The 15,897-nt window shown below is 40.0% G+C and carries 15 protein-coding genes, 1 tRNA gene and 2 pseudogenes; 4 read left to right on the top strand and 14 right to left on the bottom strand.

Going from position 1 to position 15,897, the window contains the following annotated elements:
- Nucleotides 1-26: 26 nt before the first annotated feature.
- The 3 genes and pseudogenes from CV014_RS24960 (at nt 27) to CV014_RS24950 (ending at nt 2,433) form a co-directional block, all read left to right on the top strand.
- The gene (locus tag CV014_RS24960) at nt 27-641 is read left to right on the top strand and encodes a HEAT repeat domain-containing protein (RefSeq protein WP_236144483.1); all 615 of its coding nucleotides are present in this window, start codon (nt 27-29) and stop codon (nt 639-641) included.
- A gap of 309 nt (nt 642-950) precedes the next feature.
- On the top strand, nt 951-1,103 hold the full coding sequence (locus CV014_RS24955; protein WP_236144482.1) for a hypothetical protein: 153 nt from the start codon (nt 951-953) through the stop codon (nt 1,101-1,103).
- Between the two features lie 137 nt (nt 1,104-1,240).
- A pseudogene (locus CV014_RS24950) lies at nt 1,241-2,433 on the top strand (class I SAM-dependent methyltransferase).
- A 307-nt stretch (nt 2,434-2,740) separates the two neighbouring features.
- Here CV014_RS24950 and CV014_RS24945 read toward each other — a convergent pair.
- From CV014_RS24945 to CV014_RS24895, 12 genes and pseudogenes are all read right to left on the bottom strand, one after another.
- A complete protein-coding gene (locus CV014_RS24945; RefSeq protein WP_236144481.1) occupies nt 2,741-3,862 on the bottom strand; it encodes a sensor histidine kinase in 1,122 nt (373 codons plus the stop codon).
- 41 nt (nt 3,863-3,903) lie between these two features.
- Nucleotides 3,904-4,305: a hypothetical protein gene (locus tag CV014_RS24940; RefSeq protein WP_236144480.1), complete on the bottom strand. Its 402-nt coding sequence runs from the start codon at nt 4,303-4,305 to the stop codon at nt 3,904-3,906.
- A pseudogene (locus tag CV014_RS24935) lies at nt 4,299-4,801 on the bottom strand (Rab family GTPase). The gene CV014_RS24940 and the pseudogene CV014_RS24935 overlap by 7 nt, the downstream one beginning before the upstream one ends.
- Before the next feature lie 11 nt (nt 4,802-4,812).
- Nucleotides 4,813-5,229, bottom strand: coding sequence for an OmpA family protein (locus CV014_RS30505; protein ID WP_329608440.1), 417 nt, complete (start codon nt 5,227-5,229; stop codon nt 4,813-4,815).
- Nucleotides 5,230-5,338: 109 nt separating this feature from the next.
- Nucleotides 5,339-6,619 (bottom strand): OmpA family protein, encoded by a 1,281-nt coding sequence (locus CV014_RS24930; protein WP_329608439.1) that lies wholly within the window; start codon nt 6,617-6,619, stop codon nt 5,339-5,341.
- A 77-nt stretch (nt 6,620-6,696) separates the two neighbouring features.
- The gene (locus CV014_RS24925; protein WP_236144479.1) at nt 6,697-7,305 is read right to left on the bottom strand and encodes a hypothetical protein; all 609 of its coding nucleotides are present in this window, start codon (nt 7,303-7,305) and stop codon (nt 6,697-6,699) included.
- A gap of 463 nt (nt 7,306-7,768) precedes the next feature.
- The gene (locus CV014_RS24920) at nt 7,769-7,993 is read right to left on the bottom strand and encodes an indolepyruvate ferredoxin oxidoreductase subunit alpha (protein ID WP_236144478.1); all 225 of its coding nucleotides are present in this window, start codon (nt 7,991-7,993) and stop codon (nt 7,769-7,771) included.
- A 181-nt stretch (nt 7,994-8,174) separates the two neighbouring features.
- Nucleotides 8,175-9,389, bottom strand: coding sequence for an ATP phosphoribosyltransferase regulatory subunit (locus tag CV014_RS24915; RefSeq protein WP_236144477.1), 1,215 nt, complete (start codon nt 9,387-9,389; stop codon nt 8,175-8,177).
- 261 nt (nt 9,390-9,650) lie between these two features.
- A complete protein-coding gene (locus CV014_RS24910; protein ID WP_236144476.1) occupies nt 9,651-10,598 on the bottom strand; it encodes a J domain-containing protein in 948 nt (315 codons plus the stop codon).
- A 126-nt stretch (nt 10,599-10,724) separates the two neighbouring features.
- Entirely contained in the window at nt 10,725-11,537 is an 813-nt protein-coding gene (locus CV014_RS24905; protein ID WP_236144475.1) for an inositol monophosphatase family protein, read from the bottom strand.
- Between the two features lie 137 nt (nt 11,538-11,674).
- The gene (locus CV014_RS24900; RefSeq protein WP_236144474.1) at nt 11,675-12,313 is read right to left on the bottom strand and encodes a thermonuclease family protein; all 639 of its coding nucleotides are present in this window, start codon (nt 12,311-12,313) and stop codon (nt 11,675-11,677) included.
- Nucleotides 12,303-12,671 carry a 2Fe-2S iron-sulfur cluster-binding protein gene (locus CV014_RS24895; RefSeq protein ID WP_236144473.1) on the bottom strand — a complete coding sequence of 123 codons (369 nt, stop codon included), beginning with the start codon at nt 12,669-12,671 and terminating at the stop codon, nt 12,303-12,305. Before CV014_RS24895 ends, CV014_RS24900 begins: the two co-directional genes overlap by 11 nt.
- 107 nt (nt 12,672-12,778) lie before the next feature.
- Here CV014_RS24895 and CV014_RS24890 point away from each other — a divergent pair.
- Nucleotides 12,779-12,865 (top strand) — tRNA-Ser (locus tag CV014_RS24890).
- Between the two features lie 715 nt (nt 12,866-13,580).
- Here CV014_RS24890 and CV014_RS24885 read toward each other — a convergent pair.
- On the bottom strand, nt 13,581-13,817 hold the full coding sequence (locus CV014_RS24885) for a DUF4327 family protein (RefSeq protein ID WP_067771501.1): 237 nt from the start codon (nt 13,815-13,817) through the stop codon (nt 13,581-13,583).
- Between the two features lie 878 nt (nt 13,818-14,695).
- Nucleotides 14,696-15,897 (bottom strand): M20 family metallopeptidase (locus CV014_RS24880; RefSeq protein WP_236144472.1); only part of this gene is annotated, 1,202 nt, incomplete at its 5' end.

Raw genomic sequence — 15,897 nt, 5'->3', positions numbered from 1 at the left:
TTACCTTGATTGTTTAATTAAAAACCATGACTACAGAAGAACTATTTCAACAACTGAAACACCCCAACCCACACCTAAGAGATCAAGCCATGTGGGCGTTAGCGGAAAATCCAGACGCAACCGTGATTCCCAGATTAATGAGTATTCTGGATGAAGATGACACCACCTATAGACGGGCGGCTGTCAAAGCCTTGGGTGCGATCGGCCCTGATGCGGTAACTCCTTTAGTTGAGGCGTTGCTTAATAGTGAAAATGTGACTGTGCGGGGAAGTGCGGCTAAAGCATTGGCGCAAGTCGCTATTAATCATCCCGATGTTCCCTTTGCAGAAACAGGTGTCCAAGGTTTAAAGACTGCTCTTAATGATCCTAACCCTGTAGTGCATATTGCGGCGGTGATGGCCTTGGGTGAAATAGGTTCTCCTGTAGTGGATGTTTTGATTGAAGCCTTGCAAACCACTGATAACCCAGCCTTGGGAATCTCTCTAGTAAATGCTTTAGCCTCCATTGGCGATCCCAAAGCTATTGATGTGCTGAAATCTGTCATTGAGAATGAATCAACCGACTCTTATGTGCGCGAGTCTGCTACTAGTGCTTTGTCTCGCGCAGAAATGACAGCCAAGTTTCAACGGGGCGAGAGATAATGACCAGAAGAGGCAGGGGAGCAGGGAGCAAGGGGGAAATTAGCTTTTAAGAGCCAACAGGGATTCAAGCACCATTATTTATGTATGCTCGAAAGTAAAAATATTTATTTCAAGGCGCGTCAGCGCGAGTAATACATTCTTATTTCAAGCCCCTACATTTATGTATGGTGTTCTTCCCCCCTGCCCCCTGCACCCTGCCCCATGTCCTCCTTGTTGACTATTGACTTTAAAAAACAACTTGGCGGGGAAATCTCGATGGTTTGTAAAATGTAACAATATCCTATAAAAATTTACATTCTTCTCATCATCGTGAAACCCCAAACCAATAACAATCAACCCCAACCCGACACCAATCAACATATCGCACCAGACACAGAAAAAATTCTCTGTCCTCATTGTCAGCGCACAGCCACCAACGGCATTAAATGCAAGGGAATTTGTGTAGCTGACAGTGACTATTAGGGACTTCCAGAAAATAAATCATCTAATTTCCAAGAGCGAATATTTTAATTTTTCCCCCTGCTCCCTGCCCCCTGCCCCCTTGCCTACACAGTGATAGTATATTTTTTTAGTCGGAACTCTCTTACCGTTCTCCAGCCATGTCAGATTCCCAAACCATTAGTGCAGCAGTTGCCAAACTCTACAATACCTATCCATTCCCGCCAGAACCTTTATTAGATGAACCACCTCCTGGTTATAACTGGCGATGGAATTGGCTAGCGGCGTATAACTTCTGCACTGGTCAAAAACCCTCCCAAAAGAATGTCCGCATTTTAGATGCAGGTTGTGGGACAGGGGTAGGAACAGAATATTTGGTACATCTCAACCCAGAAGCGTCTGTTGTCGGTATTGATTTAAGTTCAGGCGCGCTAGCAGTCGCTCAAGAACGTTGTCAAAAATCAGGAGCGACGGGGTAGAATTTCATCACCTGAGTTTGTTTGATGTTGAACAACTTCCAGGTGAGTTTGATTTAATTAACTGTGTGGGAGTTCTGCACCATACACCAGATCCAATTCGGGGGATTCAAGCTTTAGCCAAGAAATTAGCCCCTGGTGGAATCATGCACATTTTTGTGTATGGTGAATTGGGACGTTGGGAAATTAAATTGATGCAAGAGGCGATCGCTCTTATTCAAGGAGATAAGCGGGGCGATTATACTGATGGTGTAGCCGTGGGACGAAAATTATTTGCAACGCTCCCAGAAGATAACCGCCTGCGGAAACGAGAACAAGAACGTTGGGCATGGGAAAATCAACGGGATGGTTACTTTGCTGATATGTATGTACATCCCCAAGAAATTGATTACAACATCAATACATTATTTGAATTAATAGATGCGTCAGGATTAGAGTTTATCGGTTTTTCTAATCCCCAGATTTGGAATTTAGAAAGATTAATTGGTCAAGCACCAGAGTTAATTGAACGAGCAAAATCATTAAGCGATCGCCAATTATATCGCTTGATTGAAGTCTTAGATCCCTCATCCATCACCCACTACGAATTTTTCTTAGGACGTAGCCCTGTTATTAGAGAAGATTGGGCATCAGATACTAAGTTATTGTCGGCTATACCTGAACCTAGTCCTTGTATTCAAGGATGGCAAGATAGCAAGCAATTTTTCAATCACGATTATCAAGTGGTGAGTGTTACTGAGTCAGCATGGCAGTTTCTTTTAGCTTGTGATGGGAAGAAGACCACACAGGAAATCTTACAATCAGTCAATGCTAGCTTAGATGATGTGCGATCGCTCCAAAAGCAGCAAATTACTCTTTTGACTCCCAGCAAGGGATAAAGCAGGGGAAGCAGGGGGAGAAATTTTATTAAGTAGCAAGGCCAAAATTTCTCTATTTTGTCTTCTTTGCAGCAATTTTTGTCTTCCCCGTAGCAGCTTCCGCTTTCACATTTGCGTATATTTCGTATTCTGTAACCAAATCTGTCTAAACTGATACCAAAATGAGACGGTAAGATGGCGATCGCAATTAATTCTTTTAGATGCGGTTAGCCTTAAAACAGACTATCAAAATATTTACAAGCAAACTTAATTATAATTAATAATAATTTTATCTACTTAATTTACTTTAAAAACACTTTTTTAACTTCTATCTTCTCGTTGGTTTTGGCAACCTAAACCAAAACCTAGAACCTCCTTCGGGACGAGGTAGATAACCAATACTACCACCCCAACGCTCAATAGTAATACGACAAAAATACAGCCCAATTCCAGCTCTACCCGATTTATATTGTCCTTGAGAAAACTTTTGAAATAACTTCCCTACCATCATAGCTGGAACACCATCACCTTCATCATCTACGGTGAGCAGAATAGTTTCTTGTTCTGCTTGTAAGCCAATTGTTACTGTAGATGCTGGTGGGCTGTGACGGTAGGCATTTTCTATAAAATTGGCAATTATTCTATCTAAGCGTGACTGTTCACCTACTACTTGCCAATTTGCTGTTATATCGATATTGTCATCCAGCTTTAACAGTTTATTATTCAATGTAAATGAGGAAGCAAAAAGTTCTATTGTCTCTTGCACCGATAATAAAATGTCCGGTGCTATTTCTAAATCATCAGTTATAAAATTATCTAGAGACTGAATATCAGCAGAAAAAGCATCTAAAATATCTCTGATCAACATTTCTTGCTTAATAGATTGCTTAGTCGCTACATCTAAATATACTTTTCCTTTTGATGTTAAATTTTCTAATTCCAGTAGGGCTAAACAACAATTAATGGCATTTAGCTGTCCTGCTATATCATGAATTATGCAATGTACTAATACTTCTTTTTTTTGATTTTCTTTAATTAGTTGTTGATAACTTAAATTATTTTCTCTAGCAGTTTGCAGAAAATGATGTTTATCTTGAAATTTATCTTTGGCTAGTTCAATTAATAATATTTTCTGGTGATTCATAGAAAGACTATGGGCTTCTAGTTCTTCTTCTTCACCTGTTAAATTTCTTTGAATCCATAGTCCAGATGATAATTTACCATCACTCTGATGCTGCCAAAACTCTTCTGCATCAATTAAAAAATTTTCTAGAAAAGAAAACACTTCTTGAGGAATTGAAATATTCATACCATACGTAAAATTACGGTCACAAAATCTTCTAAACCAACTAGGTATACTGCTAAGAATTTTGAATGAGCTAATGTCAACTCTTTCTAAAACTAAGATGTTTAAATTTGCGAATAAGTCAGCTAGTATCAAGCTATTCATAAACTATATTGCGCCAAATACACTTGATCCAATTATCTAGTTTACTGAGACTCTAGTCTAGATATTTTTTCTTGTAACAAGCTATAGTTATTAACTTCTTGTTGTATGGATGAGAAATAGTTTTCATCTACAATACTATTTAATAACAATACCCAATCTCCTTCTACCGAAGGAAAAATGTGGATGTCTGCACAAATGTCAGTAGCTGTCTGAATAAAGGGGAGAAATAGGGCAGAATCATCTATTGGTAATAAACCTTCCAAAAAAAATACTTGTTGACCTATTTGTTCACCTTGACAAAGGTTAGTAATACCATATTCATTTAACTGACCGCCCCAAGCCATTAAACATCCATCTTTTCTCACTAATAAATAAGCAAGGGAACGCTCTTTAATAATAAAATGCAAAATATACGTAAGCACTGCGTCAGGAATATCTAGCATTTATTTGTGATGATTCTATTAGCAAGATTTTGAAATATTTCTTCTACACCTTGTCCACTCTTAGCACTAGTTTTAATTGCAGTCCAGCCTCTTTGAATAACTGCTTCTATTTCTGTATCTTCTATTTCCCATTCATTGGTCATATCCCATTTATTCAAAACTAAAATAAAGGGTATTTTACCCAGTGTTTCTTCTACTTTTTTTTGCAACTCCAAGGCTTTTTCTAAGGTATTCTTGCGTGTTCCATCTACTACTAATACATACCCTGAAGAACCTCTAAGATAAGACATTCTGACTTTTTGAAATTCATCTTCACCATAAAGATCCCAAATAATTAAATTTAATGTATCGTTATGGATATTTATGCTTTTCTTATCTATTTGACACCTACTGTAGTGTAGTATTTCTCAGAAAAAATACTATGAACAAATCGCGTCACTAAACTAGTTTTACCTGTAGCAAATGCCCCTACAAGACAAATTTTCTTTTGCATCATAAGTGAGAAAATCAGTTGTTGCCATTACTTATTGAGATTGTAAACGATACACGACGGTTGAGCTTTTTGGCTTCTGTGTTAATTTCTGGTTGAAGAGGAATACTGGCACCAACAGCAACAATTTGCAATTTACTCAGACTAATTCCATATTGCTGAAGATAATTTAATATTTTTTGAGCGCGGGCTTGACTAAGTGATATATTATGTTGCTCTGAGCCGCTAGTGTCAGTATGCCCACGAATTTGAATTTGAATATTTTTATTTAAACGCTGGGTCGCCTTGGTCAGCTTTTGTATGGCTGAAATGACATCTTTAAGTTTATCTGCTTCACCTACTGTCAGGTCAGTTGTATCTTCAAAAAAGAGTAAAGAAGTTGTTTCAATTTGGTGTTGATATAAATCTATTTCTTGAAGTTCGCTAGCCAGCAAATTTTTATCTTGAAACTGGGTAATTCCTGGTATGTAACGCCAGGCTTGTTTCTTTTCTATAATCCATTGATGTGGTGCATAGCCACTAGCTTGGAGAATACCATTACTATCAACTTTGAGTGAGACAGTTTGGAGGTTGAAGAAGTTTTTCGGCTCTTTTGGTTAATATTTGCGGGTCTAAAGATAAGTAAAATTGCCAATTGCTAATGACTGTTTGAGGATTGAGGTCTGTTTGGGAAATGAGAGTATTGGGATCTATTGCTAAAGGGTCACGCATTCCGATGATGAAATGCTTACCATTGTGGTTTTTAGTGTTAATAACAACTATTCCTGGCTGGGAACTGAGTTTTTGAAGATAATTTTGCCAACGTAGATGTTCTCTAATGACAAAAAATCCCCAAATACTGCTAGCGATCGCCACTATACTTAAAAATGTCCAGGCATATCTATAATTCTTTGATGATGCAGATTTACTCTGGATGGTTAAACATTCTTCTAAATAGGGTTGACTGGTTTGAAATACTTCTATTTCTCCAACAAATTCGTGCATTTCTTGGCCTAGTTTCAGGTGAATTTTTTCAATTGCAGCTTGAAAAACTAGCCTTAATTGTTGGGGAGGATTTCCTCGAATAATTCCCGCCAATACTGCTTGTGTACCTTCTTCTATCCAAATTGTCAATTCTCCAAACTGCAAACTTTGAAGTCCGTCTTGCTGTTTGACACTAAAAGAATCTTGGACAAAATCTCGAATTGCAGTCAGCATCGCCGCCACTAAATCGGGGTCTTGAATGGGAACTTGCTTGGCGACTAAATGTTGTAGTAACAACCCAGTTTGTTTATGAATGAGAAATATTTGCTCGACTCTGTACACTAAGGTACGCAGCAACACAATTTCTGCAAATGATTTACCAGTGCGTTTTGCTTCTAACCTCCATTGAAAACTTTCTAAAGATAAACTATGTTCTAGAGTTTGGTTGAGTGATTGCATCATTTGGTCGATAAATGATGCAACAGCCTTGCGTGTGGCTGTACCTATAATCGGAAAAAATGCTTCCGAAAGCACATTTTCGTCTTGTTTAATAGAAGTTTGAATGGCTGTCTCCACAGTCGTCACCATTGACTCTGCTAGCTGTTGATCTTGCTTGGAACGCAAAATCACAGCTTCAGGAAGTAACCGACTAATATCTTCTGGTAAAACTTGCGGGTTGTCTAATCGCTCGTAAAGTTTTTTAAGTTGATGTGGTTCTAAACCAAGGAGTAAACTCCGAATAGTCGCCAACTCATCGCTAGATTTTGGCTCCTGATTTAAGGAATTTGTACGATATATTTGACCGTTGCTTGTACCGTCAGCCTTAGCTTTCTGTCTTGGTTTCGGGGAATAGTCATTCATACCCTTAATTTCCCCATTCATAGTTTCCAGGAATTTGTATACTTTGAGATCAATTGAGCAAGCTATTAGCTAAAAAATTAAGATTTATAATCTGTATTCAATCTCACTGCTAACTCTGTAAATAAAGTAGCTAGCTTAGTACGGTCTGTTTTATCTCTATCTAAAGCTTGCATTTCCCGTTTCAATAAAACCAAGATTTCCTCATATTTTTTCTGGATATCCTCTTGGAGTTCTTTTGATTGATTGAGGATTTGTTCACGCAGTTCTCTTTGACTATGATTATTTTGTTCGTCAAAGTGGGAGAATTTTCGCTCTAAAGATTGGTTGATGCTCTTTTGTTCTTCAGTTATTGCTTTTAATGCGCTTTCACGTTCTACTTGCTCTTTTTTGACCCTTTCTGTTAAAGCATCTACTTCTTTTTTGATGTATGTTTCTAGTGCATCTAAACGCTTTTTAGCTTCATCTCTAAAGTTATTGATTTCCGTAATTAAACGTTCTTCTAGACGGGTAAATCTTTTGTCCACGTCCCGAATTTGGCTTCCAAACAGAATTTCTCTAACTTTTTCGAGATTGTTGCCTTCAGCAAGACCGGAACTGCGTAATTGCAGCTTATTCATGTCTTGAGTTAAACCCCCTTGCCCCGGCTCTGTGGAACTGTTATTGATATATTCTTCAGGTGGGTTCATAACTACACAATTCTTAGTAGATGTAAGATTTTATATTGTTGACTAGTTTACATACAGTAATACAGTTCAGTGAGGCAAGTTCCTATATGAAGGGAAGGTAAAATGAAATCGGGAACAGCAAAGGAGTAAAACTTGATCTGAGCCATATTAATATAAACTCACACTTAAGTATAAGGTAATACAGCTAAAAAATCAATCATTCCAATGATATATCAAATGAACTGCTTTGATTTTTTCTCTATAAGAAAGTTGAAAAATTAGATATAATAGGGTATTTATCCCAAATTTATTTGCTTAATTTAATATTTAGAATATCTGCATCTTTTCCAGACTATGACTATCAAATTAGCGATAAATAGTCAAAACAAGCATAGTTGGTAAGAGCGAAGAAATTAACGTTTCTCTCACCACTTACCAACTATGAATCCATAGCTAGCAATTGAAATTAGCTAGCCATCACAAATTAAGGAGTTTTTTGTAAATCAGGTCTTTCTTCTGGGATAATCGCCTCAGCTACAGGGCATACTTGAACACAGATACCACAATCAATACAGGTGGAAAAATCAATCCAGTACCAATCAGTTCCCTTGATATTTTTACCAGGGCCTTCATGAATACAAGCAACTGGACAAGCACCTACGCAGTCAGCAACACCTTCACAGACATCAGTAACAATAGTGTGTGGCATTTGATAGATTCCCTCTCTTTTAAATCAGCCCTTTCTAGCCTAGCAGGGCAATGATAAAGGCAAAAGGCAAAAGGCAAAAGGCAAAAAATGATGATTGAGTGATAAACAATACTCAACTTCGGCACTCAGCAGAGAGTTTTTTAAATCCCTTTTGCCTTTTTACTTTTTACTTTTTCCTTTTTTACACTCCTACACTTTCGATTGTTGGTGTGCCGTCGGCTTTAACCCAAGCAATTTGGGCTATGCTGCGATCGCGTGCGTATTGTCTGATCTCCTCTGTATCTTTTCCACCCAAGTCTATTTCGACTCTCACTAAATGCGTAGAATCACGTAGTTTTTGCGCGTAAGCAAATGCTGCCGCATTGGCAGTTGGGTTTTCAGGAACTACTAGCCAGTTACTAGCCGGAGTTGATTGTGGTAATTGTTGAGTAGACAATAATACCTGATACAAATCTTCGATATTGAGGACAAAACCGATACCTGGAATGTCTTCTCCTTGGGGATGATATAGTCCCAAAAGTTTGTCGTACCTACCACCCCTACCTAACACACGCGCTTGCGATTCGCTACTGCTGACAATCTCAAAGACAATGCCGGTGTAATAGTCTATGGTCTGAATTAAGCTGAGGTCGAGAATAATCGGGAATTCCCCTTCTGATTCTAGTAATTCTACCAGGGATTTAAGATTATTCACTGCCTCTTGTTGGTCGGCATCCAAACCCAAACTGCTGACTTTTTGCAGTACATCTGCGCTATTGCCGCGTAAATCGAGCATAATTCTAGCGCGATCGCGGAGTTCTTCAGTTAAAGGTAGAGTATCTATCGTAATGCGATCTAGGTGAGCGATCGCACTGCGAACTTTTCCCCGAATATTTTCTGGAAAAGCATTCAACAACGATCTGGTGATTCCCGCTTCGCCTAAAATTAAATGCCAATCTTGCAAATCCAACGCCTGCAAACAATTGCGGACTAGCAACAATACTTCCGTATTGGCAAGCAAACCACCAACACCCAATAATTCCACCCCAGCTTGATAAAACTCCTGCTGACGGTTATGCCTGTTTTCCCAGATGCGGCGGAAGACATTAGCATTGTAATACAGTCGTTGTGGGTAAGTAGTACCTGCCATCCGCGTCGCCACAGCACGAGCAATAGAAGCCGTCAACTCTGGACGCAATCCTAACTCTTCATCCTCAGCATTTTGCAGTTGAATCACCATCTGACGCTGAATAGCTTCCCCAGCCATCAGAGTATCCATCCGTTCCAACGTTGAGGTAATAATTCGGTGATATCCCCAACGGTGGAACACCTGCTGTAATCTATCTTCAATCCAGCGTTTTTGAGCCACATCCAGAGGTAATAAATCCCTCGCTCCTGTGGCTGGTTGATACACCATTAGTCCTCCGTTATCTTAGCCCCATGTTTCTGCAAACAGGCAGACTGCACATTTTCCCGCCTATGCAGCCAAGTATATGGGAAAAGGGTCATCAAGCTGAAGGGGGGTGAGTGGTGAGTGGTGAGTAATGAGTAATGAGTAATGAGTAATGACTAATGACTAATGACTAATGACTATTGACTAATGACTATTGACTATTGACTAATAACCCCACAGATAAATCGGTGGGGTTGGGAATTTTATATTTAGATAGAGTTGGGATTACTTTTTCTTACCTCCAAATAAGCCCCCAAATAAACCACCGTTTGATTTATCTGGCTGTTTTTGGACAGCGTTTGCGTTTCCATTAGTATTAGCACTAGTAGCTTGCTGTCCCAGAGCTTTATCTATTTTCGGTTTCCATGCTAGTGCTGTTTCATCGTTGGGGTCTAATTTTAAGGCATTATCTAGGTGAATTTTTGCCATTTTTAGCTGATTTTGCTTTAAATAGACAAATCCCATCATGCTGTGACAACGACTATTTTTTGGTGCTATCTTTAATGCCTCTTGTAATTCTATCTTGGCGGGAGCGAATTGATTTTTATCAATCAAGCTTTGAGCGCGACGAAGATATTGTTCAACGACGGGATCTTCTTTGGGTGCGGGTGGTGGTGCGGGTGTCTCGACTGGTTCGGGTTTTGATGTTGTAGTTTGTACGGGTTGAGCTACAGGTGGGGGTGTAGACAAGGCTTTACCAGCACTCCGCATTAAGTAAACTAAATTTAATTCACTAATTTGGGCAATAATCGGAATCACTTGCTGCAAAGAGTCATATTGAGTTTCCGCAATTTTAGCGATCGCACTTTTATAAGCATGATCGATATTGGGAGCAGCTGCTAATTGCTTTGCTAAATCGCTATGTAGTTCTACAGAAGCTGACTCCTGCACTATATGCTTACCCATTTGAGACAGCACTATGATGTATTCCGAACGGGTGCGGTCTACTGATAGAGTTTCATAGGCGGGGTTAACTAATTTAGATAATAATTCATTAGCTAGTTTCTTTTCTTTCTCAGTATGAATTGCCCCACTGTCAGGATGTAGGTGGCGCGCAATTTTGAGGTATCGCTTACGGATTTCTTTGACATCAGCGTCAACTGGAACACACAAGATGGCGTGATTATCTATGAAATCAAATTTAAATAATCCACGATCTATTCTTAAAGACATATAGCAGGTAGCACCAAAGGAGCAGTGACATGGTTTCTAGTCTACTTAGCTTACCCAGGTAAACGTCAGTAATCTACTGTGATTATTATTCCCTTTGGTGAATAGCATTTATCTATCAGACAATGTTTATTGCCAAGCTGATAGGGGAGGAACCTGCATTAAGGCTCCACTAAGATTGTCATGAATGTAACCGTTAGTTGCGAGAATTCTCCCAGAGGCAATATTGAAGTGTGTACCATCATAAGCAGTGACTTTACCGCCTGCTTCCTGTAACAAAATAATTCCCGCCACAACATCCCAAGGTGATATTCCTCGTTCCCAATAACCATCTACACGGCCACAGGCAACAGCAGCTAAATCCAAAGCTGCTGAACCACTACGCCGCACCCCTTGGGTGAGATGGGTAAGGTGACAAAATTCAGCATAGTTATTATCTGAGGTTTCACGGCGGTCATAAGCAAACCCAGTTACCAACAAGCTTTTACTCAGTTCGGATGTCTCAGAAACACTGATAACCCGACGGTTACGTGTGGCACCCAAACCAGTAGCCGCACGGAAGAGTTCATCATGAGCAGGATCATAAATGACCCCTACTTGGGGTTTGCCATTGATTAACAACCCAATAGAAACACAAAACGCCGGATATTGGTGAGCGTAGTTAGTCGTACCATCTAGAGGATCTATTGCCCAAAGATATTGATTATCTTGATTACCAATCTTCCCCGATTCCTCAGCCAAAATGGAATGCTCAGGAAAATGGCGGTGTAAAATTTCTAAAATTACCGCTTCAGAGGCTTTATCGGCGGCGGTTACTAGATCCCCAGGACGACCCTTTTCCGTAATTGCATCTTCTAATTTACCCAAGTACCCTTGTAAAACCGCACCCGCAGCTAAAGCCGCTTCTGTAGCAATATCAAGAAAAATTTGTAGGTTAGTCATTAGTCAATAGTCATTAGTCATTAGTCATTAGTCATTAGTCAGGAATTGGTATCAACACTCAGCATTCATTACTCATTACTCATTACTCATTACTCATTACTCATTACTCAGCACTCACCACTCAGCACTCAGCACTCCTAACGATTTAGACGGCGGAACTCCGCCGGAGTCTGACGCATGGGTTGTTCTGGATTCCAAATTCCTTTACCCATGATTCTTGCCCATTGTTGTGCGCGGTCTAGGCGTTGATTATATTTGAAATTGGGCGATCGCTCTACAAACAAAGCATACCCTTGTTTGATCACTTGTTCGTTTAACAATTGGTTATCTTTCCAAACGTATGCTAAATTGCGCCCAATTTTGTCTTTGGCTTCGACATCAAACTCTAGCATTACGGGTTTTTCTAAGTTACCAAGCATTTTCTCTAACAGTTCCTTAGAATCTTCTCCCCAAGGATACTGGCGCAAGTCTGGCGCATCTACACCAATTAACCGCACTTGAGAAATCAAGGTTGGTTGTTCAGCTATGCCCACAACTTCTAAGGTTTGTCCACTCACTACCCGCGCCACTCTCACCTGTGTTTGGTTATTCACAGTCTGATTTTTGGCTTGACAACCCACTAAGAGTAATACACAAGCGAGAATGGCGATTTTTCGCCACCAGTTGCTGAGGAATTGGGCATAGGAAATAGGGCATGGGGCATAGAAATTTTTTCCCCTTGCACCCCTGCACCCCTGCACCCCTGCTTTCTTCGGTCTCTCTCTACTAGTCTTCATCTAAAGGTAAACCAGCTTTAACTCTGCCTTTGGCGAAGTAGCGACCAAATTGGAGTTCATACACTTCATCTTCGTCTTGGGTTTCTACTTCTAAGTCAGAACGAGCATAACTCACGCACAACAAAGCATAGCCTTGCCGCCGCAATTCTAGGGATAATCCTACTGCCTCTGGCTGATAGATTTCTCCTGATACTACTCTGACTGCACAAGTGGTACAAGCCCCATTACGACAGGAAAATGGTAACTCTACCCCTTGATGTTCGGCAGTGTGGAGAATGTAGCGGTCATCGGGAACTTGTAAGGTGTGTTCTTGGCCAGTGGCGCGATCGCGTACTTTAATTGTGTATGTGTCGGGCATCTTTGAATTTGGTTGTGGAACTTTCTGAATCAGGCTAAAAAAAATTTCTCTCTTTATCTTTGCATTTTTTAGAGTTTTATATTACGATGGTAAATCGTGACACTCCTGGAGAGATGGCCGAGTGGTTGAAGGCGCAGCACTGGAAATGCTGTTTGGGGGCAACTTCAACGAGGGTTCGAATCCCTCTCTCTCCGTTAATAATTCATGATAGTGACCACCCAGCCTAACTGAAAACAGTAGCTGGGTGGTTTAACTTTTGGTTGCAGCACCTAACACCAATTTTGGATTTTGGATTTTGCGGGAAGCAAGCTACAGAATTTCCAAGACGGATTTTTGATTAAAAGCCCAGATTCTCAACCTATTCCAGAATCTCAAAACAATACTACCTATACCAATTCGTTATTACTGATAAGTAGAACGGTGTAAATAATTCAAGGTTTGTAGTAAGGACTTTAGTCCTCTGATAAGGACTGTTCGCGAAGCGTTCCCGTTCGCGTTAGCGTCTCCAAAGGAGAAGGGTAGTCCTTACTACGAACTAGATTCCAATCTTTTTACATTACTTCACATAGTTTGGTTTTTTCAAGTCGTTCTACTTATTAATTGCACTTGATATAGATAAAAAAATACCGGAGTATTATGTATTTACATTTACTCCGGTATTTTTATATACAAATTATCTATTTATCAAACAGGATCTACACAAAAACTATTTCTTATGAATGGGTGAATCTGAGGATTACCCACTTCCAACTCAAAAAAATTTAGGCATAGTGGGAATTTTCAGATTATGGATAGGGAAAGAGTTATCAAAACTATAAATTATCCCTTGGTGTGGGCAAAATTCGTGTGTAGTCAAATCCAGTCATATCCCAACCCAAAATCTGAAATCATATATTGAACAATCCCAGATTAGTCATTATCCCATTGTTCACGACCGATGAGGTCGCCAATGCGATCGCGTAACAAGAAATCACACTTCTCTAACTCACACTCTACACAAACCCATTCTCTAGCGGGAATGTATTGGCAAAGTGTATATATTGGCTGCTGTCTGCTAACCATTCCTTTTTCTACCAGTCGCCGTGCTTCGTCCTGAATTACATCTAGAGAATAGTAATTTATAGAGGACACCGTATTCACACTCATGGTTTTTACTCACAAATTTACACGTAAATAGTGTTCCCACTAGTTACGGGGAACAAACATGACAAGTATTTAGACTTGCACTAGGGATTTTGTAGTTTGCTATACGGAACTGATTCCATTTTGACGCTAGACACCTCCAAATTATGTAAATAAATGTTAAGAATGTCAAATTTTCCTGACATAAAAAACTAGCACTGTAATGGTAAATGGTCTAGAGTTTCAGGGTGAACAGTAAAAAAATTGCAGATTTGATAGGAATATTAGACCTATGTTCATGAATGCAATATTGGTTAGTAACTCCAAAACCAAAATACGATAGCACAGTAAATGTATAAACTGTTGCTAATGCTATTAAGCTAAGGGCTACCGTACACTACGAAAGTTGGGAACTAGCCATAAGTTAAGAATTTCTTAAAGCAAATTGTATTTTTTTGATCAAGATCCGTATTATTTCCCAACCAGTCGGCGGAGATAAACATCTGTCATAGGGTGAAAAGAGACTCTACTAAGGTAGCAGTAACAAATGAAAGTCATATCTAACTTGAGATGTAGCTAACTAACCTCAAATGTCACAATCTTTACTCCGGTCATGATTACATGACATGAATTTACGTAAGTACACAATCAAAAAAATATAAAGTTTTGTTTAATTTAGAGATTTTTGCTGTCAGTGAAATTATTCAGCTTAAAAGCCGGGTAACTTTGTTATCAAATCGTAACCTTTTTACCCATAAATGCTTTAGGGGTTCTCACCCCCTTAGTCAATAGTCAATAGTCAATAGTCAATAGTCAATAGTCATTAGTCATTAGTCTTTCTTCCCTTGTCTTCCTTGTCCCCAATCCCCAGTTCCCAATCCCCAGTCCCTAATCCCCAATCCCTAGTCTCTATTAACACTAAAAAACTTTTCTACGCAGCGCACAAATATCTCTACACCCATTCCCAAGGCTGTTTCATCGAAATCAAAGCGGGGGTGATGATGGGGATAGGCTAAATTCTTTTCTGGGTTAGCAGAACCTAAGAAGAAGTAACAACCAGGGACTTCTTGCAGGAAAAATGACATATCTTCACCGCCCATAGTTTGGCATTCTGGGACAATACCCATAGGCGTTTCGATAAAATCCTTGGCTACCGATCGCACTAATTCTGCTATCTTCCCATCATTAATTACAGGGGGATACAGTGAACAATACTCTAACTGATACTTTGCGCCGTAACTTTGGCAAGTACCTGCAATGATTTGCTCGATGCGTTGATGGAAAAAGCCTTGTAAGGCAGGGTTAAAATACCTGACAGTTCCCTTCATGGTGGCTGTGTCGGCGATGACGTTATGAGTTGTCCCTGCATGGAGTGCGCCAACAGTTACTACAGCCGCATCAATAGGGTTGACATTCCGGGCTACAATGCTTTGTAAGGCGTTGACAACTTGGGCAGCGACTACCACAGAATCAACTGTTTGCTGGGGTATTGCTCCATGTCCACCTTTACCTAAAATTTTGCAGTCAAATAATTCGACAGCCGCCATCAGCGCGCCACTGCGAACTCCCACAGTCCCTAAAGGCAGATTATTCCACAGGTGTAAACCGATAATCGCGTCAACATCGGGGTTTTTCAGAACTCCCGCCTCAATCATCGGCTTTGCTCCCCCTGGACTTTCTTCGGCTGGCTGGAAGATAATTTTCACACTCCCGGCAAAATCCTGGCGATGCTGTTGTAAATAATAAGCTGTACCGAGAGCGATCGCTGTATGTCCGTCATGTCCGCAGGCGTGCATCACACCATCATGCTGTGAACAATAAGGTACTTCATTGAGTTCCTGTATGGGCAAAGCATCCATATCTGCGCGAATTGCTAGGACTGGAACTTGGGGACTAGGTGATTTTGTACCTCTAATGGTAGCTACTATACCAGTTTGAGCAATACCCGTTTGATGGTCAATTCCCCATGCTTGCAGTTTACTAGAGATAAATTCGGCTGTGAGCTTTTCTTGGAAACCCAACTCTGGTTTTTGATGCAGTTTTCGCCGCCATTCTACCAATTGTGGTTGTAGTGAGCGAATAGCTAAACGCACACGGGATAAAT

The organism is Nostoc sp. CMAA1605, assembly GCF_021596505.1.
Lineage (GTDB): Bacteria > Cyanobacteriota > Cyanobacteriia > Cyanobacteriales > Nostocaceae > Trichormus.
This window is presented reverse-complemented; position numbering and strand designations above follow the sequence as displayed.